Origin of the sequence: Mycobacterium sp. 1274756.6 (assembly GCF_001668625.1) — a bacterium.
In the GTDB taxonomy this organism is placed as follows: domain Bacteria; phylum Actinomycetota; class Actinomycetes; order Mycobacteriales; family Mycobacteriaceae; genus Mycobacterium.
The window spans coordinates 35,562-56,348 of record NZ_LZLJ01000060.1 but is presented as its reverse complement, the minus strand read 5'-3'; the positions used below and the strand labels follow the sequence as shown (position 1 = coordinate 56,348).

The 20,787-nt window shown below is 71.5% G+C and carries 20 protein-coding genes, 3 tRNA genes and 1 pseudogene; 15 read left to right on the top strand and 9 right to left on the bottom strand.

Going from position 1 to position 20,787, the window contains the following annotated elements; translation table 11 throughout:
* Positions 1-30: 30 nt before the first annotated feature.
* Genes recD through recC form a run of 3 tightly spaced genes read right to left on the bottom strand, consistent with a single transcriptional unit; the run spans position 31 to position 8,335 of the window.
* On the bottom strand, positions 31-1,776 hold the full coding sequence (gene recD / locus A5643_RS07970) for an exodeoxyribonuclease V subunit alpha (protein ID WP_066853695.1): 1,746 nt from the start codon (positions 1,774-1,776) through the stop codon (positions 31-33).
* Positions 1,773-5,039, bottom strand: coding sequence for an exodeoxyribonuclease V subunit beta (recB, locus tag A5643_RS07965; protein WP_066853851.1), 3,267 nt, complete (start codon positions 5,037-5,039; stop codon positions 1,773-1,775). Before recB ends, recD begins: the two co-directional genes overlap by 4 nt.
* Positions 5,039-8,335 (bottom strand): exodeoxyribonuclease V subunit gamma, encoded by a 3,297-nt coding sequence (gene recC / locus A5643_RS07960; protein WP_066853693.1) that lies wholly within the window; start codon positions 8,333-8,335, stop codon positions 5,039-5,041. Before recC ends, recB begins: the two co-directional genes overlap by 1 nt.
* A 70-nt stretch (positions 8,336-8,405) precedes the next feature.
* Between recC and A5643_RS07955 the strand changes: the two genes are divergently transcribed.
* Both A5643_RS07955 and A5643_RS07950 read left to right on the top strand, forming a co-directional pair.
* Positions 8,406-9,017, top strand: coding sequence for an HD domain-containing protein (locus tag A5643_RS07955; RefSeq protein WP_066853691.1), 612 nt, complete (start codon positions 8,406-8,408; stop codon positions 9,015-9,017).
* Entirely contained in the window at positions 9,014-9,769 is a 756-nt protein-coding gene (locus A5643_RS07950) for a class I SAM-dependent methyltransferase (RefSeq protein ID WP_156628632.1), read from the top strand. The genes A5643_RS07955 and A5643_RS07950 overlap by 4 nt, the downstream gene beginning before the upstream one ends.
* 17 nt (positions 9,770-9,786) lie before the next feature.
* Here A5643_RS07950 and A5643_RS18105 read toward each other — a convergent pair whose 3' ends face one another.
* The 3 genes and pseudogenes from A5643_RS18105 to A5643_RS07940 all read right to left on the bottom strand — a co-directional run bounded on the left by A5643_RS18105 (position 9,787) and on the right by A5643_RS07940 (position 11,819).
* Positions 9,787-10,488 (bottom strand): class I SAM-dependent methyltransferase, encoded by a 702-nt coding sequence (locus A5643_RS18105; protein ID WP_156628676.1) that lies wholly within the window; start codon positions 10,486-10,488, stop codon positions 9,787-9,789.
* A pseudogene (locus tag A5643_RS18100) lies at positions 10,477-11,316 on the bottom strand (cytochrome c biogenesis CcdA family protein); the annotation flags it as partial. The pseudogene A5643_RS18100 and the gene A5643_RS18105, both read right to left, overlap by 12 nt.
* On the bottom strand, positions 11,313-11,819 hold the full coding sequence (locus A5643_RS07940; RefSeq protein ID WP_066853687.1) for a protein disulfide oxidoreductase: 507 nt from the start codon (positions 11,817-11,819) through the stop codon (positions 11,313-11,315). The gene A5643_RS07940 and the pseudogene A5643_RS18100, both read right to left, overlap by 4 nt.
* A 78-nt stretch (positions 11,820-11,897) precedes the next feature.
* Between A5643_RS07940 and cynS the strand changes: the two genes are divergently transcribed.
* A complete protein-coding gene (cynS, locus tag A5643_RS07935) occupies positions 11,898-12,350 on the top strand; it encodes a cyanase (RefSeq protein ID WP_502686225.1) in 453 nt (150 codons plus the stop codon).
* A gap of 191 nt (positions 12,351-12,541) precedes the next feature.
* Positions 12,542-13,573 carry a patatin-like phospholipase family protein gene (locus tag A5643_RS07930; protein WP_066853683.1) on the top strand — a complete coding sequence of 344 codons (1,032 nt, stop codon included), beginning with the start codon at positions 12,542-12,544 and terminating at the stop codon, positions 13,571-13,573.
* A gap of 30 nt (positions 13,574-13,603) precedes the next feature.
* Here the strand turns inward: A5643_RS07930 and A5643_RS07925 are convergent, their stop codons facing one another.
* The 3 genes from A5643_RS07925 to A5643_RS07915 are packed head-to-tail and all read right to left on the bottom strand — an operon-like array spanning position 13,604 to position 15,902.
* Positions 13,604-14,299 carry a crotonase/enoyl-CoA hydratase family protein gene (locus A5643_RS07925; protein ID WP_066853681.1) on the bottom strand — a complete coding sequence of 232 codons (696 nt, stop codon included), beginning with the start codon at positions 14,297-14,299 and terminating at the stop codon, positions 13,604-13,606.
* Positions 14,296-15,165 (bottom strand): DUF8453 domain-containing protein, encoded by an 870-nt coding sequence (locus A5643_RS07920; RefSeq protein WP_066853680.1) that lies wholly within the window; start codon positions 15,163-15,165, stop codon positions 14,296-14,298. Before A5643_RS07920 ends, A5643_RS07925 begins: the two co-directional genes overlap by 4 nt.
* 17 nt (positions 15,166-15,182) lie before the next feature.
* Complete coding sequence (locus A5643_RS07915) at positions 15,183-15,902, bottom strand: MBL fold metallo-hydrolase (protein ID WP_066853679.1); 720 nt, start codon at positions 15,900-15,902, stop codon at positions 15,183-15,185.
* Positions 15,903-15,987: 85 nt separating this feature from the next.
* Between A5643_RS07915 and A5643_RS07910 the strand changes: the two genes are divergently transcribed.
* The 11 genes from A5643_RS07910 to rplA all read left to right on the top strand — a co-directional run bounded on the left by A5643_RS07910 (position 15,988) and on the right by rplA (position 20,670).
* Positions 15,988-16,060, top strand: a tRNA-Thr gene (locus A5643_RS07910).
* 36 nt (positions 16,061-16,096) lie between these two features.
* Positions 16,097-16,170 (top strand) — tRNA-Met (locus A5643_RS07905).
* Between the two features lie 35 nt (positions 16,171-16,205).
* A complete protein-coding gene (rpmG, locus tag A5643_RS07900; RefSeq protein ID WP_066853677.1) occupies positions 16,206-16,373 on the top strand; it encodes a 50S ribosomal protein L33 in 168 nt (55 codons plus the stop codon).
* Between the two features lie 28 nt (positions 16,374-16,401).
* Positions 16,402-16,881, top strand: a complete 480-nt coding sequence (hadA, locus tag A5643_RS07895; protein ID WP_066853675.1) for a (3R)-hydroxyacyl-ACP dehydratase subunit HadA — start codon at positions 16,402-16,404, stop codon at positions 16,879-16,881.
* A complete protein-coding gene (gene hadB, locus A5643_RS07890; RefSeq protein ID WP_066853673.1) occupies positions 16,868-17,296 on the top strand; it encodes a (3R)-hydroxyacyl-ACP dehydratase subunit HadB in 429 nt (142 codons plus the stop codon). Before hadA ends, hadB begins: the two co-directional genes overlap by 14 nt.
* A 4-nt stretch (positions 17,297-17,300) precedes the next feature.
* Positions 17,301-17,801, top strand: a complete 501-nt coding sequence (hadC, locus tag A5643_RS07885) for a (3R)-hydroxyacyl-ACP dehydratase subunit HadC (RefSeq protein WP_066853671.1) — start codon at positions 17,301-17,303, stop codon at positions 17,799-17,801.
* Positions 17,802-17,998: 197 nt separating this feature from the next.
* Positions 17,999-18,071, top strand: a tRNA-Trp gene (locus tag A5643_RS07880).
* Positions 18,072-18,149: 78 nt separating this feature from the next.
* Positions 18,150-18,563, top strand: coding sequence for a preprotein translocase subunit SecE (gene secE, locus A5643_RS07875; RefSeq protein WP_066853849.1), 414 nt, complete (start codon positions 18,150-18,152; stop codon positions 18,561-18,563).
* A 55-nt stretch (positions 18,564-18,618) separates the two neighbouring features.
* Positions 18,619-19,398, top strand: coding sequence for a transcription termination/antitermination protein NusG (nusG, locus tag A5643_RS07870; protein ID WP_066853670.1), 780 nt, complete (start codon positions 18,619-18,621; stop codon positions 19,396-19,398).
* A gap of 59 nt (positions 19,399-19,457) precedes the next feature.
* Positions 19,458-19,886: a 50S ribosomal protein L11 gene (rplK, locus tag A5643_RS07865; RefSeq protein WP_066853668.1), complete on the top strand. Its 429-nt coding sequence runs from the start codon at positions 19,458-19,460 to the stop codon at positions 19,884-19,886.
* A 76-nt stretch (positions 19,887-19,962) separates the two neighbouring features.
* Positions 19,963-20,670, top strand: a complete 708-nt coding sequence (rplA, locus tag A5643_RS07860) for a 50S ribosomal protein L1 (RefSeq protein WP_066853666.1) — start codon at positions 19,963-19,965, stop codon at positions 20,668-20,670.
* Positions 20,671-20,787: the final 117 nt, after the last annotated feature.

Genomic DNA, 20,787 nt, shown 5'->3' with positions numbered 1-20,787 from the left:
GCGGGCCACCGGTGGCCGAAACCGCGCCGCTCAGGCCTCCCGCAGCCGCTGCGCGAGCCCGCTGGCGCGCACGGCGCGGCGCTCCAGAGCGGCTCGCACCGACTCCGCCGACCCGATCACCCGCACCGTGCGCTGCGCGCGGGTCACCGCGGTGTAGAACAGCTCCCGGGTCAACAGCCGCGAATCCACCGGCGGCATGAGCACGCTGACCTCGTCGGCCTGGCTGCCCTGGCTCTTGTGGATCGTCATCGCATACATCGTGTCCACGTCGGTCAGCCGGCTGGTCGCCACCTCCAGCGGGCCGGCGCCGGTGGCGAACACCGCCCGCAGCCCGTCCGGCCCGGACGTCACGACTCCGGTGTCGCCGTTGCGCACCCCGAGCCCGTAGTCGTTGGCGGTGATCAGCAGGGGACGGCCCGGATACCACTCCGCCCAGGCCGGATCCCCGGTCTGCTCGGAGACCCAGCGCCGCGCCTGCCGGTTCCAGTGCGCCACCCCGTGCGAGCCCTCCCGGTGCGCGCACAGCAGCCGGTGCTCGTCGAGGCGGGCCAGCGCCGCACCGACGTCGCCGTGCGCCGCGGCCTCCCGCACCCGCAGGGCATGCGGCACCACGATCGCCCGCAGCGCCGCGGTCGGATCCTCGACGTCAACCCAGTGCAGGTGCTCCCCGCCGGCCGCCAGCAGCTCCAGGGTGGTGTCGGCGTCGCCGTCGCGGATCGCGGCGGCCAGCGCCCCGATCGACTCGCCGAACCGGTGCGAGGTCGCCAGCGTGGCCACCTTCGTGTCGGGGCGGGCGGCCAGCCCGTCGACCAGGTCGGCCAGCACCGCCCCGGCCTCCACCGACGCCAACTGGTCGGGATCGCCCACCAGGATCAGCCGGGCATCCGGGCGCACCGCCTCCAGCAGCCGCGCCATCATCGTCAACGCCACCATCGAGGTCTCGTCGACGACGATCACCTCGTGCGGCAACCGGTTGCCGCGGTGGTGACGGAACCGCACCGAACTGCCCGGCCGCCACCCCAGCAGCGTGTGCACTGTGGTGGCCTGTAAGCCCTCGAGGCGGCGACGGTCGTCCGCGCTCAGTTCGGTCAGTTTCTCCGCGACCGCCTCGGTCAGCCGGGCCGCGGCCTTGCCGGTCGGGGCGGCCAGCGCGATGCGCGGCTTGGCCCGCCCCGCCGCTTCGGCTTGCTCGGCCAGCAGCGCCAGCAGTCGCGCCACCATCGTGGTCTTGCCGGTGCCCGGCCCGCCGGTGAGCACGGTGACCGGCTGGGCCAGCACGATCTCGGCCGCGGCGCGCTGCTCGGCGAACCGCCCGGGCGGAAAGAGTCGCTCGAAGCCGGGCACCGAGGCGGGTGCTCCGCGCGGCGCCGCCAGCGCCACCAGGTCATCGCAGACCTGCTGCTCCTCGCGCCAGTACCGGTCCAGATACAGCAGGCTCTCCCCGTAGAGCCGCAGCACCCCGGCGGCGGCCAGCTTCGAGTCGCGCACCGCGGCCAGCCAGCCCGCCACCGCCGGCCAGCCCAACCCCGGTGCGGCGGCGTCGGCGGCCACCGTGCGCAGATCCACGCACACCGACCCACCGCGCAGCGCCCGCACCGCCAACGCCACCGCCAACACGACCGTCTCGTCGGTCTCCTCGCCGAGCGCGGAAATGCGCTGCGCGGCATGCACATCGGCGGTCTCGAGCACCCCGGCGAGGTTGAACTCCGCCAGCAGCCCGGTGGCGCTCCCGGCCACCCGCCACGACAGCGGATCGAGCGTCTGCTCCTCGGTCACGCGCTCACCCCCTCGTGCAGCAGATCCGACAGCCCGACCACCAAACCCGGTGGGGGAGACCAGCCGAACACCCCGGCCGGGGACCCGTCGAGCACCGGGGTGTCGGGCCCGCACATGCCGCGCACGAACAGATACAGCACCCCACCGAGATGGGTCGCCGGGTCGTAGCCGGGCTGGCGCCAGCGCAGGAACCGGTGCAGCACCGCGGTATACAGCAGCGCCTGCAGCGGGTAGTCCGAGTGCAGCATCGCCTCGGTGAGCCGGGAGTACGAATAGTCGGCGGCGGTGTCGCCGAGGTGGTTGGTCTTGTAGTCCACCACCAGGTAGCGCTGCTCGGGGGTGCGCAGCACCACGTCGATGGACCCGGACAGGTAGCCGCGCAACGGCTGATCGCCCAGCGCCTCGGCGGCCAGCCGGTCGGCGTAGCCGGCGAACGGGTCGTCGGCCGGCAGGTGCTCGCGCAGCAGCCCGGCCAGATCCGCCAGCCGTAACTCCGTGGTCTCGACCCTGTCCCCACCGGAGAGCGGGATCTCGAAATCCAGCTCGCAGAGCCGGTCGGCCAACCCGACATGGCGCAGCGTCAACCCGTCGGCCAGCGGCCCCAGCGGGGTGTCGTGCATGGGCAGCAGCGCCGCGGCCACCGCGGCCGGTTCGACGTCGAGGGGCCACCACGCCTGCGCCTCGCCGATCTGCGCGGCCAACTCCGCACCCAGGTCGGTGGCGAGCGGGTCGGCGGTCTCCAGCGCGGCGTGCACCAGCGACCCGAACGCCGCGCCGCGCGGCAACTCCGCCATCGGCGAGAGCACCTCCGCGCCGGCGCCGGCGGGCTCCTCGGTGAGGGTGAGGTCCTCGGATTCGTCGTCGCGGGTGCTGATCTCCGGTTCGCTGTGCACCCCGGCCTCGCGGGCCAGTTCGGCGTGGCGCAGCAGCCCCGAATACGAGGTGCGCCGCCAGCCGGTGTCGACGCTGCGGTCGAAGCTACGCACCGCGAACGGCCCGGCCGGCTCCGGCGCCGGGGCGGGCACCGGCGGGCCGATCACACTCTCCTCGAGCACCGGGCCGCCGGCGTCCTGCCAGGCGGTCAGCAAGTCCCAGGCATCCTCGTCGCTGATCCTGCGCTCGCAGGCCATCGGCACCTCCGCGGTGCCCGGGCCCCGCCCGCGCAGCAGCCGCGACAGCCCGCCGTTGATCTCGTCCCAGGTCGGCGCCCACCACGCCACCACCTGGGATTGGGCGCGGGTCAGCGCCACATAGGTGAGCCGGATGATGTCCCCGGCGACCTCCACCCGGTTGAGCTCCTCGGCGGTCGTGCGTTCCGCGCCGGCGCCGCCGAGGTGCAGGCAGCGGGTGTCCGCGTCGTGATAGAGCAGCACTTCGTCGAGGCGGATGTGGCGGTTGAACGCGAACGGCAGGTACACGATCGGGAACTGCAGCCCCTTGGCAACGAACACCGTCATGATCTGCACCGCGGCGGCCTCGCTGTCGAGGCGGCGGTTGCGTTCGGCGGCGTCGCTGCGGTCCTCGCACTCCCGGCGCAGCCAGTCCCGCAGGCCGGCCAGCTCGAGTCGCTCGCGGTGCGCGGTCTCCTGCAACAACTGCCCGACGTGCGCGACGTCGGTCATGTGCCGCTCCCCGCCGTAGTGCGACAGCACACGGCGGCCCATCCCGGCGATCTGGGCGGCCTCGAGCACCGCGGCGGCCCCGCTGCGCCGGGCGTGCTCGGCCCACTCCCGCAGCGTGTGGGCGACCCGGTCGGTGAGCTCGTCGCCGCCGGCGGCCAGGGTCTCGGCGGTCTCCCCGAAGAACATCGTGCAGGCGGCGGCCCGCACCAGCCCGGCGCTGTTGGGCTGTTCGAACGCCTCCAGCAGGCACAGCCAGTCCGCGGCGGCCCGCGAGTCGAACACGTCGGTGTCGCCGGTGTAGACCACCGGGATCCCGGCCCGGATCAGCCCGTCGCGGCAGGCCCGGGCGTCGACGTGGGTCTCCACGATCACCGCGATGTGCTCGGCCTTGATCGGCTCGCCGGCGAACTGGGCGCCGGAGGCCAGCAGCGCCGCGATGTCGGCGGCCAGGTCGTCGGGGATGTGGGTGCGCAACGCGTCGATCGGCACCGACTGGGTGCCCTGCTTGCCGACCATCGCGCGGCTGACCACCCGCAGCCGGAACGGGTCGGGGTGCGGTGCGCCGGTCAGCCGGGTTCCGGTGTGCTCGGCGGTGATCGGCGGCACCACGATGTCGGGGTGGCCCAGCTGGGCGCCCTCGAAGACCACCTGCAGCCGGTCGACCAGCGCGGCGTCGCTGCGGTAGTTGGTGGTCAGGGTGCGCCGGTCGTCGGCGGCGCGGGCGGCGGCCAGATAGGTGTAGATGTCCCCGCCGCGGAAGCCGTAGATGGCCTGCTTGGGGTCGCCGATGAGCACCAGCGAGCAATGCCCGCGAAACGCCCGGTCGAGCACCTGCCACTGCACCGGGTCGGTGTCCTGGAACTCATCGACCATCACCACCGACCAGCGTCGCCGCATCCGGGCGGCCGCCTGCGACTCCGGTTGCGCCAGCGCGGCGGCCAGCCGGGTGAGCAGGTCGGTGTAGCCGACGATCCCTTGGCTGCGTTTGCGGCGCTCCACCTCCGCGCGCACCTCGGTGACGAAGCGCAGCCGCGCCGCGGCCGCCGAGGACGCCTCGGGGTCGGTGGGCCGCAGCTCGGCGGTCGGGTCCTCCACCACGGTGGCCGCCATCTCCAGCGCGGCCTCACGGGTGAACGGCGGCGGCTCCTCCTGCTGGCCGAAATAGGCCAGATAGTGGTCGTCGACCACCTCGGTGATCAGCTCGGTGAGGCTTTCCGCCAGCGTGACCGCCGGATCGCTGTCCCCGGCCACGCCAAGCGATTTCAGCACCAGGCCGCAGAACTGGTGGATGGTGACGATGGTGGCGGCGTCGAACCCGGTCAGCGCAGCGCGCAGCCGGTCGGCCTGCCCGGCGTCGGCGCTCTCGCGCAACTGAGACTCCAACGCGTTGCCCGGTTCGCGGCGCCCCTCGGTCACCGCCAGCGCCGCCGCGATCTGCTCGCGCACCCGCTCCCGCAGCTCCCGGCTGGCCGCCCGGGCGAAGGTGATCAGCAGCATTTCGTCGATGCGGGCGCGCCCCTCGGCCACATACCGGGTGACCAGCCCGGCCAGCGCGAACGTCTTCCCGGTGCCCGCGCTGGCCTCCAGCACAACGGTGTCGCACGGCCCGGGCAGCGGGTCGCGCAGGTCGAATGGGGCGATCACGGCAGTTCCTCGCTGTCCAGCACCGGGGTCCACAACCGGAGCGCCAGCGCACCGAATCTTGTGGGCTCCCCGGGGGTCTCCTCACCGGGGCGCGGCCGGTCATCCAGCAGCCGGCTCAGCGGGGACTCCTTGCCCCACACCGCGACATGGGCGGGGGTGTCGTTCTCGCCGGGGATCTTCTTGCTTCCCTGCCACTCCCGGCGGGCGCCCTCGCGCGGCTCGCCGCCTTCCCGGCTTGCCGTCGCCCACTTGTAGGAGGTCTTCAACGGCAGCGGCAGCGGTTCGCGGCGACCGGCGTCATAGAGCGCCACCAGACGGGCCAGTGCCGCGGTCGGATCGTCGGCCGGCAGGAACGTCCGCTGCACGACCCGGTTCCTGGCCCGCCCGATGCACAGCGCCGACCACGGGCCGCGTCGGTGCGCGGCCAACGCCTGCACGGTGATCCACGACGCCAGCGCGTGTTTCGGGCCGAGCTGCGAATAGTGCACTGCCACACTGCGGTTGGCGTACATCGGGCTGACGGTTCCGGTGAGTCGGCGCCCGCCGCCGAGGTCGACGTCGACGTCGACGGCGTCCGGCTCACCGACGTGATGAGCCAGCGCGGTCTCGGCCAGGGCGCGCGCCAAATCCCGGATCTCGCAGGCGGTGCGCATGCCCAGCCGGCCCGGCGGCAGACAACCCCGGCGCCACTCGGCGTTCGCCGCCTCGTCGGGGTGCATGCCGGCCAGCATGTCGCGCAGCATCCGGTCGCCGACACCCCACTTCGCCAGGTGGTCGATCTCCACCGGCATGGCGTCCTCGACGCCCTTGACCTCCCACGGCAGCGTGTACTGCAGTGCCCGGAAGAATCCGCGCACCGGGTCGGCGAAGAACGCCAGCAGGTCCGCCAGCTCCACATCGGCCGGCTCGGGTGCGGGCAGCAACGACCCGAACAGCGCCGGCGGCGCGCTGCGGTGCCCGACGGCGGCTTCCGCGGCGGTCAGCGCGGTCGGGTCGAAGGTGAACGGCCGGTCGGTCGTCCCCAGACACCCCGGGGTGACGTTGGCAACGGCGAACGGCTGCAACGGATGCCGCACCACCACCCGGTCGCGCACAGGCTGCTCGGTGGTGGCGTCGAGGGTGTCGAGCAGTTCGGCCAGCGGCACCGACGGCGGCTGCTTGGCCCCCGAGCGCGCATCGGCGCCGGTGTAGGTGATCACCAGGGTCTCCCGCGCGGCGCAGATCGCATCCAGCAGCAGCTGGCGGTCCTCCGAGCGCGGGTCGCGCTCCCCGGTGAGCGGGCGGCGGGCCAGCACGTCGTCGCCGTCGGCGAGGGTCTGGCGGGGGAACACCCCGTCGTCCAGGCCGACCAGGCACACCACCCGGTGCGGCACCGAGCGCATCGGCACCATCGTGCACACGGTCAGGCTGCCGGTGCGGAAGTTGGCGCGGGTGGGCCGCCCGGCCAGGCAGTGGTCGAGCAGCGCCCGCACATCCGGCAACAGCAACGCGGTGTCGGCGCGCTCTCCGGCGCCGGCGGCCACGTCGGCGAACTCGCGCTGCAGCTGGCTCTGCTGCCAGCCGTCGTCGGGGGCGACCCGGGTCAGCGCGGCCACCCCGTCGGCCAGCGTGGTCAGCCACCCGGTCAGCGGGCGCGCCCCGGTGAGCTCGTCGAGGATGCGCTGCACCCGGTCGACGAATTCGGCGAGCCGCCCGGCCAGCTCGACCCGGTTGCTGCCGACGTCGTCGAGCGGCAGCGCGGTGCCCAGCCAGGTCTGCGCGTCCTGCGACATCGCCACCCCGGTCAGGATGCGGTCCAGCCCGAACCGCCAGGTGTTGTGCACGATGCCGGCCAGCCCGTAGGGGGCGCGGTGGGCGGCGTCGAACCCCCACCGGATGTTGGTGTCGCGCACCCACTCGGCGATGACGTCGAGGTCCTCGTCGGTGAACGCGAACCGGGCGCGCACCGGGTCGGTCTGGGCCAGGTTGAGCAGTTCGGTGGCCGTGACCCGGCTCCCGGCCGGCCCCAGCAGCTGCGCTGCCACCCCCAGCAGCGGGTTGGTCTGGTGCAGCGCCCGGTCGGCCAGCTGCACCCGCAGCGTGTGCGCCGGATGGTGTTCACCGGTCAGCTCGCCGAGGCCGAACCCGGCGGCGATCAGCGGCGCGTAGACCTCGATGTCCGGGCACATCACCACGATGTCGCGCGGCTGCAGGGTCTCGTCGTCGGCGAGCAGGCCCAGCAGCACCTCGCGCAGCACGTCGACCTGCCGGGCCGCGCCGTGGCAGGCGTGTACCTGCACCGACCGGTCGCCCGCGGCGGGCACCCGGCCGGCCGGGCGCACCGCGTCGGCGGCCAGGTCGTCCTGCAGCCAGCCCAGCAGGGTGCCCGGACCGGTTGGCGCGGCGAGGTATTCGTCGGTGTCGGGTTCGGGCAGCGCCCGCTGCAGCTCGCGCAGGTCGCGGGCGAAGGTCGCCAGCAGCGGGTGGGCGACCCGGCTCGCGCTGGTGTCTTCGTCGCGGGGCACCGCCCCGTCGACCCCGCGCAGGGCCTGCCACAGCGCATCGGACGGGTGCGGCAGCCACAGGTGCAGGTCGTGGTGGGCGCCGAGCGCCCCCAGCAACTCCAGGTCGGTGCGGCTGAGCCGGGTGTGCCCGAACAGCGACAGCCGCTCCGGCAGGGTCGCGGTGCGTGCGGCGCGCAGCCGGGCCAGCGTCTCGGCGTGGCGCTGCTGGGGGGCCGGGGCGCCGACCGCGCCGGCCAACTCCCGCCACAGCGGAGGCTGCCAGGCCAGGTCGTCGTCGAGGGCGCCGCCGGCGCCGTCGCTGTCGGTGCCTGCCGACCAGTCGGCGAGCAGGTCGGGGCGCTGCCGGGCGTAGGAGGAGAACAGCCCGGCCAGCCGGCGGGCGACCGCGTAGCGACGGCCGCGGCGCAGCGCATCGTCGCCGTCGCTGTCGTCGCTGTAGCCCAGGTGGGCGGCCAGCGCCCGACACCACGGCTGCCCGCTGCAAGCGTCGATGACCTCCAGCAGCGGCCACACCAGCGCCTCGGGTGACCACGGGTCGTCGCTGTCGGTGCCGGCGATCTCGGCGATCAGCGAGCCGGGGGAGCGGAACGCCACCGCCGCGCACACCCCGTCACCGTCCACCGCGCCCAGCCGGTGCGAAAGCCGCTGCGACAGCCAACGTTCCACCCCGCGGGCCGGCACCAGCACCAGATCCGCGGCGAACGGGTCGGCGGGCGGCACCGCGAGCAGCGCGCCGAGCCGGTCGGCGAGCAGCCCGGTGTCCTCGGCGCGGTGCAGGTGTAGCGGCATCGAGCCAACCATAGAGCCCGGCTCCGACAGGCGGCCGGAACATGTCCGGGCCGCGTGCCACAGTGGAGCCATGAGCGCCCCCACCCCACGGCTGACCGACCGGTTCGACCGGGCCCTGCAGTACACCGCCGACGTGCACCGGCACCAGACCCGCAAGGCCGGCGACATCCCGTATCTGGGGCATCTGCTGTCGGTGGCCGGGCTGGTGATCGGCGCCGGCGGCACCGAGAACCAGGCGATCGGCGCGCTGCTGCACGACGCCGCCGAGGACCAGGGCGGCGCGGACACCCTCGCCGAGATCGAAGAACTGTTCGGCGCGCAGGTCGCCGCCATCGTCGGCGAATGCAGCGACACCTTCGAAACCCCGAAACCGCCGTGGCTGCCGCGCAAGGAACGCTACATCGAGCTGCTGGCCGAAGTCTCCGACGAGGCGATCCTGGTGTCGCTGGCCGACAAACTCGACAACGCGCGGGCGCTGCTGCGCGATCACCGCGCGGTCGGCGACGCCGTGTGGCAGCGGTTCAACCAACACCATCCGGGCGCGCACCTGTGGTACTACCGCGCGCTGCTGGACGTCTACGCCCGGCGCAGCGACAGCGCCCTGGTCGGCGAGCTGCGGGAGGTGATCGAGACCCTGACCGACGAGATCGGGCCGGCCGGGCTGGAAGAATGGCGGACATGACCGCCGGTGCGCACCGCGGCGACTACGGCGTCGACGGCTCCTTCCATGTCCTATCCGCGCCCGTGCAGGCCGGGCTGCTGGCCGCCGGGTGCGCGGCGCTGACCGGCTACGCCGCCCGCAGCGCGGCACGGGGCCGCTACCGGCGCGCCGGAACCGCGGCGGCGATCACCGCCGCGCTGCTCGCGCAGGCGGGGCTGTACGCCCACGCCACCCGCCGCGGCAAGTTCGCGGTCTGGGCCGAACTGCTCGACGGGCTTCGGCTGCGCGGCGACGAGACCGTGCTGGACCTGGGCTGTGGGCGCGGCGCGGTGCTCTGCGCGGTGGCCAAGCGGCTGCCGCGCGGCCGGGCGATCGGCGTGGACGTGTGGCAGGCGGATCAGACCGGCAACGCCGAGCAGACCACCTGGGCCAACGCCACCCTGGAGGGGGTCGCCGACCGCGTGGAGTTGCACACCGCCGACATCACCACCTTGCCGTTCGACGACGCCAGCGTCGACGTGGTGGTCTCGAATCTGGTCATCCACAACATTCCCGGCCGGGCGGGCCGGCGCCGCGCGCTGCTGGAGGCGGTCCGGGTGCTGCGGCCCGGCGGGCGGCTGATCATCGCCGACCTGTGGGAGACCGACCGGCACGCCGCCGGGCTGGCCGAACTGGGCTGGGCTAACGTGCAGCGCCGCAACCTGGGCTGGCGGATGTGGTACGGCGGCCCGTGGTCGCCGACCCATGTGGTCACCGCGACCAAGCCGGCCTGAGTCAAGCCGGCCTGAATTCAAGGACAGCGGCGCAGCACGATCACGTTGTCGCTCAACGTCACCGGGTCTCCGTCGGGGCTGAAGCCGGCGCGGTCGGTGGTGTCGGCGCGCAGCCGTTCCCAGTCGGTGTCGGCCAGGTCGAGGGCGGCCAGCACGTCGTCGGGGGTGCCGAAGTGGTGCGCCTCGGGATCCTCCACCCACGGCGGCGCGGCCGCGTGGTCGACGATGAGCAGGATCCCGCCGGGGGCCACGGCGTCGGCGGCGCGGCGCAGGGTCTCCTCGCGATCCAGCCGCACCGGGGAGTGCAGGAACTGCGCCGACACCAGCTCGTAGTGCCCGGCGGGGAAACTGTGCGGCAGCTCGTGTTCTTCAAACGTGATGCGGTCCACGACGTTTCGCTCCGCAGCGGCGGCAGCACGGGCGCGGGCCAGCGCGGTCGCCGAGATGTCCACCGCCATCACCTGCCAGCCCTGTTCGGCCAGCCACACCGCGTCGGCGCCCTCCCCGCAACCCAGATCCAACGCCCGAGCGGGGGTGAGGGGTTGAGCGACCTCGACCAGGCGGGCGTTGACCCGCCCGCTCCATTTCTGCTCGGTCTCGCCGTAGAACCGCTCCCAGAATCCGCGCGGTTCCTCGTTCTCATCGGTTGCGCCGTGCACGCCCACCTCCCTGGCTGCCGTCGTCTCGCAGGGTAGCCCCGGCGTCGCCCGCGGGGCCATGCGCCAGCCGATCCCGAGCGCGACCAGCACCGCCGCCGCGGCCAGCAGCGGCCACACCCCGAGGGTGTCGACGACCCCGGCCAGCCACCCCTGCACCGCCCCGGCTGCCTCGATCACCGGGTCGTCGGGGCCGGCGTCGGTGAAGAACAACCGGATCTCGTAGTAGCCGTAGTAGGTGACGTAGAGCCCGGTGGCCAGCACCAGCGCCCCGACGATCCGGTTGATGTAGGGCAGCACCGCGCGCAGCGCCCCGGCCGCCGACGCCCCGGCCAACGCCACCGCCAGGGCGGCCACCCCGACCGTGATCGCCATGCCGAGGGCGTAGCTGACGAACGCCAGCACCCCGGTCAGCCACGCGCCCTGCTGGAAGGTGGTGGAGACCGCCGCCAGAAACGGCGCGATCGTGCACGACAGCGACGCCAGCGCGTAGCCCACCCCGTAGCCGTACATCGAGCCGAGCCCGGCCCCCGGCGACCCGCCCGACGGGGTGGGCAGCATGACGGTCAGGTCGCGGCCGCTGAGCAGCCAGCCGCCGAGCCCGATCAGCACCACCCCGATCAGCACCGTGGCGAACGGCAGGTAGCGCTGTGCCGATGCGATCAGTGGGGAGATCGCCAACCCGAAGACCCCGAAGACGGTGACGAACCCGGCCGCCATCACCGCCGTCGCCAACCCGGCCCGGGCCAGCGCGGCCGGCCGGGAACGCTGCCGGCTGCCGCCGGCGATCACCAGCGCGAGATAGCCGGGCAGGAACGCGAACCCGCACGGGTTGAGCGCGGCCACCAGCCCCGCACCCAGCGCCAGCCCGAGGGCGGCGGTGTCGATCACCGGGCGGTCAGCTCATCCAGTCGCCGGTCCAACTCCACGCTGGTCACCTCGCCCTTGACCAGTTCGGTCTGGCCGTCGGCGGCGACGAACGCGAACGCCGGCTGCTTGGTCACCCCGAACTTGCGCCACACCGCGCCGTCGGTGTCGGCCAGGTGGGTGAACGAGCCCACCGGGTAGGTCGCGACGAACTCCTTCATCTCCGGCACCTGCGCGGCCGAGGCGACCCCGACGAACGTCACGTCGGGGTGGGTCTCGGCGGCCTGGCCCACCATCGGCGCCTCCCGCTGACAGGTCGGGCACCACGGCGCCCAGAACCACAGCACCGCGGGTTTGCCCAGCAGGCTCTCCCCGGCGAACTCGGCGCCGTCGATCGTGGTGGCGGTGAAATCCAGCTGGGCCGGGGTGCCGGCCTCCGGGGCCGGGGCGGGCGAGGCGCAGCCGGCCAGCGTGAGCGTGAGCGCCGTCAACGCGGCGGCGGCGAGAGGCAAGACGCGACGGAGCATGCGGTTCCTTTGCTGGGCGGGAGCGGGCGGGGACAGGCCCGTCGACCACGGTACTGATCGGAGCGCATGCTGGACGGTATGAACAGAAACGAGCTGACCGAACAGATCGTCGTGGCCCGCCTCGAGAAGGGGCTGAGCTGGCAGGACCTCGCCGACGCCATCGACCGGCCGGTGGTCTGGACCACCTCCGCGCTCCTCGGCCAGCAGCCCATCCCGCCCGAGCAGGGCAAGGTGCTGGTGGAGCTGCTCGGCCTGGACGCCGCGGCGGTGGCGGCGCTGGCGGCGGTGCCCTACCGCGGCGGGCTGCCCACGACGGTGCCGAGCGACCCGACCGTCTACCGCTTCTACGAGGCGCTGCAGGTCTACGGCCCGGCGATCAAGGAGCTGGTCCACGAGCAGTTCGGCGACGGCATCATGAGCGCCATCAACTTCAGCGTCGACCTGCAGCGCAAGCCGCACCCGGGCGGAGACCGGGTGGTGGTGACCTTCGACGGCAAGTTCCTGCCCTATGAGTGGGTCGCCGCCGAGTGACGCCCCGCGTTGCGCGCCGCGACTGTGCCGCCGCACAGCACCGAGTGATGCTGCACAGCACCGAGTGAAGCTGTAGGTAGCTCCGCGGGCGATTTTTCCGCCATGGAGCTTCACTCGGCGGGTTGTGGCGGGCGGCGGCGGGGCGCGCAGGCCGAGACGGGGCGCGTCTGACGCGACTAGCATCGAAGGCTGTGGCACCAGCCGGGGCGGGACCTTTGCACGCCGATCTGGTGCTGTCCGGCGGCGGGGTGAAATTCATCGGGCTGGTCGGCGCGCTGGTCGCGCTGATGGACGCCGGCTATTCCATCGAGCGGGTCTCCGGGGTCTCCGGCGGCTCGGTGGTCGGCGCGATCATGGCCGCCTCCGCGCAGGGTGATCAGCTCACCGCCGACGAGGTCACCGAGCTGGCGCTGTCGGTGCCGCTGCGCCGCTGGCGGGACGCCGCCCCGCTACCGCTGGCCGGCAAGGCCTGGGGATTGGTGCGCGACACCGGGCTCTACCGCGGCGATTTCGCCCACGACTGGATCCGCAGCGAACTGAAGAACCTCGGCGTCAGCACCTTCGGCGACCTGGCCTACCCCGACGAGAACCTGCTGCCGGAGCGGCGCTACCGGGCGGTGGTCAGCGTCACCGACCTGACCACCGGGCAGCTGGTGCGACTGCCGTGGGACTACCGGCGGGTCTACGGCCTCGACCCCGACGAGCAGTCGGTGGCCGACGCGGTGCGCGCCTCGATGTCGGTGCCGTTCTTCTACCGGCCGTGCACGCTGGTCGACTGCGCGGGCCGGGCGTCCACCCTGGTCGACGGCGGGGTGCTGTCGAACTTCCCGATCGACACCTTCGACCGGCCCGACGGCAACGCCCCGAAGTGGCCCACGTTCGGGGTGACGGTGGTGCCCACCACCGGGGAGGGCATCAGCGCCCTGGTGCCCGCGCTGAAGCCGCTGCGCTGGTTCGGCCCGTCGGCGCTGCTGGAGAAGCTGGTCACCACCATGCTGGTCGGCCACGACCAGACCCATCTGAGCCTGCCGTGGGTGAGCGTGCGCGCCATCCAGGTCAACTCCACCGACGTCGGCGTGCTGGACTTCGGCGCCACCCGCGCGCAGCTGCGCGAGCTCTACGACAACGGCTACCTCGCCGCTAGCGAGTTCCTCACCACCTGGGACTGGCCGCGCTACCTGCGGCGGTTCCGCCGCTCCCACCAGGTGCCGCGGCCCAAATAGCGGCCGTAATAGGCGGCGAGCGGTGCGCCGCTACACCCCGAATTCGGCGGCCATGTTGTCGATCCCCGCGCGCAGCGCCGTCAGCGCGTCGGCGCGGGCGCGCAGCTTGCTCGCCGCGTGGGCGGGCTGGTTGAGCCCGGTGAACTCGCGGGCGGCCTCCTCGGCGCGGGCGCGGACCTGATCGGGCAGCACCACCTCGTCGACCCAGCCGGCGGCCAGCGCGCTCTCCCCGAAGTAGGTCTTGGCCAGCCCGACCGACTGCTGGTAGGCCGAGCGGGTCAACCGCAGCTCCAGGATCGCCAGCGCCGCATAGGGCAGCGTCATCCCGATCGCGACCTCGTTGGCCTGGATGTTGTGGGCCGGTGCGGTCACCCGGTGGTCGCCGCAGCACAGCAGGAACGACCCCATCGCGATCGCGTGCCCGGTGCAGGCCATCACCACCGGCTTGGGGTAGGTCAGCACCCGATGGGCCAACTCGAAGCCGCCGCGCAGCATCTCCAGCGCGGGCTGGACCTCCCCGGAGGTCAGCACCTTCAAATCGAAGCCGCCGCTGAACACCCGGTCGTTGCCGCCGATCACCACCGCGCCGACGTCGTCGCGGTCGGCCTCGTCGAGCGCGGCGGAGATCGCCTGCTGCATCGCCGGACCCAGCGCGTTGACCTTCCCGTCGTCGAGGGTGATCACCGCGATCGCGTCGTCGCGGCGGTAGCTGACGGGGCCGGTCATGGTTGATCCTTACTGTCGGGGCGGCCGCTGTGCCGGCCGTGGGGCACATTCAACCGCACGGTGTCGGCCGGGTCGGCGACCGTCTGGCTGCGCCAGCGGTCCTGCACGTCGCGGGCCGCGCGGTTGACCCGTTCGATCTCCTCGCGCAGCACCTCCGGGCGGTTCTCCTTGCCCGCGTACTGGAAGTAGGTCAGCACCCCGCGCAGCAGCTCCAGCTTTTGCTTCTCCCGCCGCGCCAGGTCATGGTTCGTCATCAACTCGATGCGCTGGGTGGGGGCCAGCTCCTCCCAGTCCAGCACCACCTCGGTGCGCAGCGGGCGACGACGCCGCCGCCACCAGCGCCGCGACCCGGCGTGCTCCTCGGCGCGGTCGAAATAGGTGACGAACCCGGTGAACCGAGACTCGATCTGGCTGCCGATCTGGTCGCGGTCGCGGGCCGAATCCCACACCAGCCGCCACTCCTGGCCCGGGGCGAGGGTGGGCAGCCGCTCCGGCAGCGGCAGCGTGATGACGTCGGCGAAGCCGTCCTGGGCGTTCTCGTAGGCGGCCACGGTCGGCGGGGCGACGAAGTCGAACCCGATGTCGTAGGCGGCGGTGCGGCCGAAGTTGCGCACCACCAACTCGATCAGATGCCAGTCGGCCGGGTGCGGCTCCATGTACATCGACACATACGGCCGCTCCCGCGCCGCGCGCACCCGGGCGCCGGCCCGCAGTTGCCGGCCCGCGTACAGCAGCGCCAGCCCCAGGAACACCAAGGCCACCCAGACGGCCACCGCCACCCAGACCGCCGCTCCGGCGTGGGTGATCTCGTACCACCGGTCGTCGGCCCAGCGCTCGATTCCGGACTGGGCGGGCTGAAAACTCATCTACCGCTTATATCAGGTCAACCGCCCATCAGCATCCGCCATTGCTCCAGGTTGGCGGGCCGATAGACGAAGTTGGTGCGTTTGACCTCCGACAGAGTGGCGTGCGGGTCCGCGGAGTACCAGTGCCCCGGGTACACCGTCGGGTCGCCGGGCAGGGCGGCCAGCTGCTGCAGGCTGCGGTACATCGCATCGGAGTCCCCGCCGGGGAAGTCGGTGCGCCCGCAGCCCTCCAGGAACAGGGTGTCGCCGGCGACCAGCCGGCCGTCGAGCAGGAAGCACTGGCTGCCCGGCGTGTGCCCGGGGGTGTGCAGCAACTCGATGTCGATGTCGCCGACGGTGACGGTGTCGCCGTGCTCGTGGGCGGTCAGATCGCCCAGGGCCACCCCGGTCACCCGGGACACCCACTGCGCCTCCTCCTTGTTGACGTGCACCGGGACGCTGACCCGTTCCAGCAGTTCGGGCAGCCCGTTGAGCTCGAAGCCCATCATCGAGCCGCCGACGTGGTCGGGGTGGTGGTGGCTGACCAGCACCCCGGCCAGCCGCATCCCGTCGGCCTCCACCGCGTCGACCAGGTCGGCGGCGGCGTAGGCGGGGTCGACGACCAGCGCGTCGCCGGTCTGCCGGTCGCCGATCAGGTAGGAGAAGTTGCGCATCTGGGTGGCGATCGGGTCGCCGGCGGCGAAGTCGCGCCCGGACAGCAGTTGCCGGAAGTAGAGGCGGTTGGAGTCGTCAGCCATAGCTCCAGCCTAGAGGCGCGGTTTGGTGCCGCCGCGTGCCAGGTTGTACCCTCATCGATGGCCCGCGACAGTGTCGACGGGCCGCGCCCCCTTAGCTCAGTCGGCAGAGCGTTTCCATGGTAAGGAAAAGGTCAACGGTTCGATTCCGTTAGGGGGCTCGGTGGACGCCGGGCAGGCTGGCGGCGGGTACCCGAGGCGATGTAGCTCAGGTGGTTAGAGCGAACGACTCATAATCGTTAGGTCGCCGGTTCAAGTCCGGCCATCGCTACAAGTCAACCGCAATTGTGAAAGAGGACAGCAGACGTGGCCTCCAGTACCGATGTACGGCCGAAGATCACTCTGGCCTGCGAAGTGTGTAAGCACCGTAACTACATCACCCGCAAGAACCGCCGCAACGACCCGGACCGCCTCGAGCTGAAGAAGTTCTGCCCGAACTGCGGCAAACACCAAGCGCACCGCGAATCGCGGTAGCCCGCCGCCCGGTTGAGGATCGCAGACCGTGACGGTATCGGAGCGGATCGTCGGGTTGCAGTACCGCTACCCCGACTACTACCAGGTGGAGCGCGAGAAGATCCGCGAGTACGCGGTCGCCGTCAAGAACGACGACGACGTGTTCTTCGAGGAGGAGACGGCGGCCGAACTCGGCTACAACGCGTTGCCGACGCCGCTGACGTTCACCTCGGTGCTCGGCTACAAGGCACAGGTGGCGTTCTTCGAATACGCCGGGGTCGCCATTCACGACGCGCAGATCGTGCAGGTCGACCAGGTACTGAAGTTCTTCCGGCCGGTCACCGCCGGCGACCGGCTCTACTGCGACGTGACGGTGGATTCGCTGCGCCAGGCGCACGGCACCGACATCATCGTCACCAAGATCATCGTCACCAACCAGGACGGCGAAGTGGTACAGGAGACCTACACCACCCTTGCGGGGCGTAGCGAAGAAGATGGGGAGAGTGGCTTTTCCGATGGCACTGCGTGAATTCAGTTCGGTGAAGGTCGGTGACCAGTTGCCGGAGAAGACGATCCCGCTGACCCGGCAGGATCTGGTCAACTACGCCGGGGTGTCCGGTGACCTCAACCCGATCCACTGGGACGACGAGATCGCCAAGCTGGTCGGGTTGGACACCGCCATTGCCCACGGCATGCTGACCATGGGGCTCGGCGGCGGCTACGTCACCTCCTGGGTCGGCGACCCGGGCGCGGTCACCGAATACAACGTGCGGTTCACCGCGGTGGTCCCGGTCCCCAACGACAGCACCGGCACCGAGATCGTGTTCGGCGGCCGGGTGAAGTCGGCCGACCCGGAGACCAAGATCGTGACGCTGGCGTTGACCGCCACCCACGACGGCAAGAAGATCTTCGGCCGCGCCACCGCTTCGGCGAAGCTGGCGTAGCGGGATGGCACTCAAGACCAACATCCTGGGGATGGTGCACGACTACCCGGACTACTTCATCGTGGGTCGGGAGAAGGTGCGCGAATACGCCAAGGCGGTCAAGGCCGACGACCCGGCGACCTTCGATGAGGCGGCCGCGGAAGAACTGGGGCACCGGGCGCTGGTGGCCCCGCTGACCTTCATCTCCACCTTCGCGCTGCTGGTCCAGCAGGACTTCTTCCGCAAGGTCGACATCGGCATGGAAACCATGCAGATCGTGCAGGTCGACCAGCGTTTCGTCTACCACCGCCCGCTCTACGCCGGCGACAAGGTCTGGGCGCAGATGGTGATCGATTCGGTCGACCAGCGGTTCGGCGCCGACATCGTGGTGAGCCGCAACACCCTGCGTGACGAGGACGGCGAGCTGGTGATGGAGGGCTACACCACGATGATGGGCCACGAGGGCGACGACTCGGTGAAGATCAAGTTCGACCCCGCGACCGGTCAGGTCACCCGCAAGGACTGATTAGTAACCGACGGTGGCGGCGGGGTACACTTTCCACTCGGGGTTTTCCCACTACCAACGCGCCCTCCGTCGGTCGGTGATCGGCTGAACGGGGAGCGCGTCAGTCTTGTTAGCCGACGACGAGGCAGAGCGAAGCGATGCACCGGGGCGGCGCGCAGGGGAGGCCCCGAGCACGCGGGTTGGGCTGCCAACCTCGGACGGGCGTAGCTCAACTGGCAGAGCAGCGGTCTCCAAAACCGCAGGTTGCAGGTTCAAGTCCTGTCGCCCGTGCTCAACTGAATACGTGTGATGGTGGAGACTGGACGTATCCGCCGGAGCATGACCAACGACCGAACGAAGGAGCGCGCGGTGAGCGACGAGCGCGACGGTGCCGACGCCGCTGACACCGGGGACGCCGGTGGGCAGTCCGCTGTGGTGACCCAGCCGAAGCGGCCCAGCGGCAAGCGGCAGCGCATCGCTACCGAGACCGGCGCGGCGAAGGAGCCGGCGCGGGCCGGTGCCGACGTCGGTAGCGCGACGAAGAAGACCAAGAAGGCCAAGAAGGCCCGCACCGGTCCGTCCCGCAACCCGTTCCTGTTCGTCTTCAACTACCTCAAGCAGGTCGTCAACGAACTGCGCAAGGTGATCTGGCCGAACAAGAAGCAGATGATCACCTACACCTCGGTGGTGCTGGCGTTCCTGGTGTTCATGGTCGCGCTGGTGGCGCTGTCCGACTACGGTCTGGCCAAGCTGGTGATGCTGGTCTTCGGACAGAACACCTGACCCGGCAGCGAGAGGGTTCGCCCCCGAGCTGAAGCGATAGAGAGGAATGAGAGTCGTGACTACCTTCGACGGCGACACGCCCGCCGATGAGGCGGTTGACGCAGCCGTTGAGAAGCAGGCGCAGCAGGCCGAGAGCGCCGAGCAGGTCGAGGCGACCGAGGCCGTCGAGGCGACCGAGGCGACCGAGCCTGCCGGCGAGGAGGTCGAGGAGGTCGACCCCGCCGTCGCGCTCAAGGCGGAGCTGCGCGCCAAGCCCGGCGACTGGTATGTCATCCACTCCTACGCCGGCTACGAGAACAAGGTGAAGGCCAACCTCGAGACCCGCGTGCAGAACCTCGACGTCGGCGACTACATCTTCCAGGTGGAAGTGCCCACCGAAGAGGTCACCGAGATCAAGAACGGGCAGCGCAAGCAGGTCAACCGCAAGGTGCTGCCCGGCTACATCCTGGTGCGGATGGACCTGACCGACGACTCCTGGGCGGCGGTGCGCAACACCCCGGGCGTCACCGGGTTCGTCGGCGCCACCTCCCGGCCGTCGGCGCTCTCCCTCGACGACGTGGTGAAGTTCCTGCTGCCGCGCACCCCGGCCAAGAAGGCCGCCAAGGGCGCGGCCAGCACGGCGGCCGCGGCGACCGAGGGCGGGCTGGAGCAGCCGGTCATCGAGGTCGACTACGAGGTCGGCGAGTCGGTGACCGTCATGGACGGGCCGTTCGCGACCCTGCCGGCCACCATCAGCGAGGTCAATGCCGAGCAGCAGAAACTCAAGGTGCTGGTGTCGATCTTCGGCCGGGAGACCCCCGTCGAGCTGACCTTCACCCAGGTCTCCAAGATTTAACAGCGATCCCGTCGCGTGGTTTCGCCCGCGACGACCCAAGCCGAGAAAGGACCCCACTCATGGCCCCGAAGAAAAAGGTCATCGGGCTGATCAAACTGCAGATCGAGGCCGGGCAGGCCAACCCCGCCCCGCCGGTCGGTCCGGCGCTGGGTCAGCACGGCGTCAACATCATGGACTTCTGCAAGGCCTACAACGCCGCGACGGAGAACCAGCGCGGCAACGTGGTGCCGGTGGAGATCACCGTCTTTGAGGACCGCAGCTTCGACTTCGTGCTGAAAACCCCGCCGGCCGCCAAGCTGCTGCTCAAGGCCGCCGGGGTGGGCAAGGGCTCCGGCGAGCCGCACACCAACAAGGTCGCCAAGGTGACCTGGGACCAGGTGCGCGAGATCGCCGAGACCAAGAAGGCCGACCTCAACGCCAACGACGTCGAGGCCGGCGCGAAGATCATCGCCGGCACCGCCCGGTCGATGGGGATCACCGTCGAATAATCTACACCCCACCCCGTGGGAGGGCTTGCTTCGGCCCGCCGACCACGGCTCCTTTCAACACCGATGGGATGAACACATGAGCAAGAAGAGCAAGTTCTACCGCGCCGCCGCCGAGAAGGTGGACCGCGACAACCTCTACAGCCCGCTGGAGGCGGCCAAGCTGGCCAAGGAGACCGGCTCGACCAAGCAGGACGCCACCGTCGAGGTGGCGATCCGGCTCGGCATCGACCCGCGCAAGGCCGACCAGATGGTGCGCGGCACCGTGAACCTGCCGCACGGCACCGGCAAGACCGCCCGGGTGGCGGTGTTCGCCGTGGGGGAGAAGGCCGAGCAGGCCACCGCCGCGGGCGCCGACATCGTCGGCGGCGACGACCTGATCGAGCGGATCCAGGGCGGGTTCACCGACTTCGACGCCGCCATCGCCACCCCCGACCAGATGGCCAAGGTCGGTCGGATCGCCCGGGTGCTGGGGCCGCGCGGGCTGATGCCCAACCCCAAGACCGGCACCGTCACCCCGGACGTGGCCAAGGCCGTCGCCGACATCAAGGGCGGCAAGATCAACTTCCGCGCCGACAAGCAGGCCAACCTGCACTTCGTGATCGGCAAGGCCTCGTTCGACGAGAAGAACCTGGCCGAGAACTACGGCGCCGCCCTCGACGAGATCCTGCGGCTCAAGCCGTCGGCATCCAAGGGCCGCTACCTGAAGAAGATCGTCATCTCGACCACCACCGGCCCGGGCATCCCGGTCGACCCGACCGTGACCCGTAACTTCACCGAGGCCTGAGCGGGCTCGGGTCGGAGACGACCCGACCGGCCGCCTCGACAGCTGGCCCCACCCGGTTTTCCGCCGGTGTGGGGCCGGCTGCGTTTTCGGGGGCTGCGGCGCCGCGCAAAGCACTGC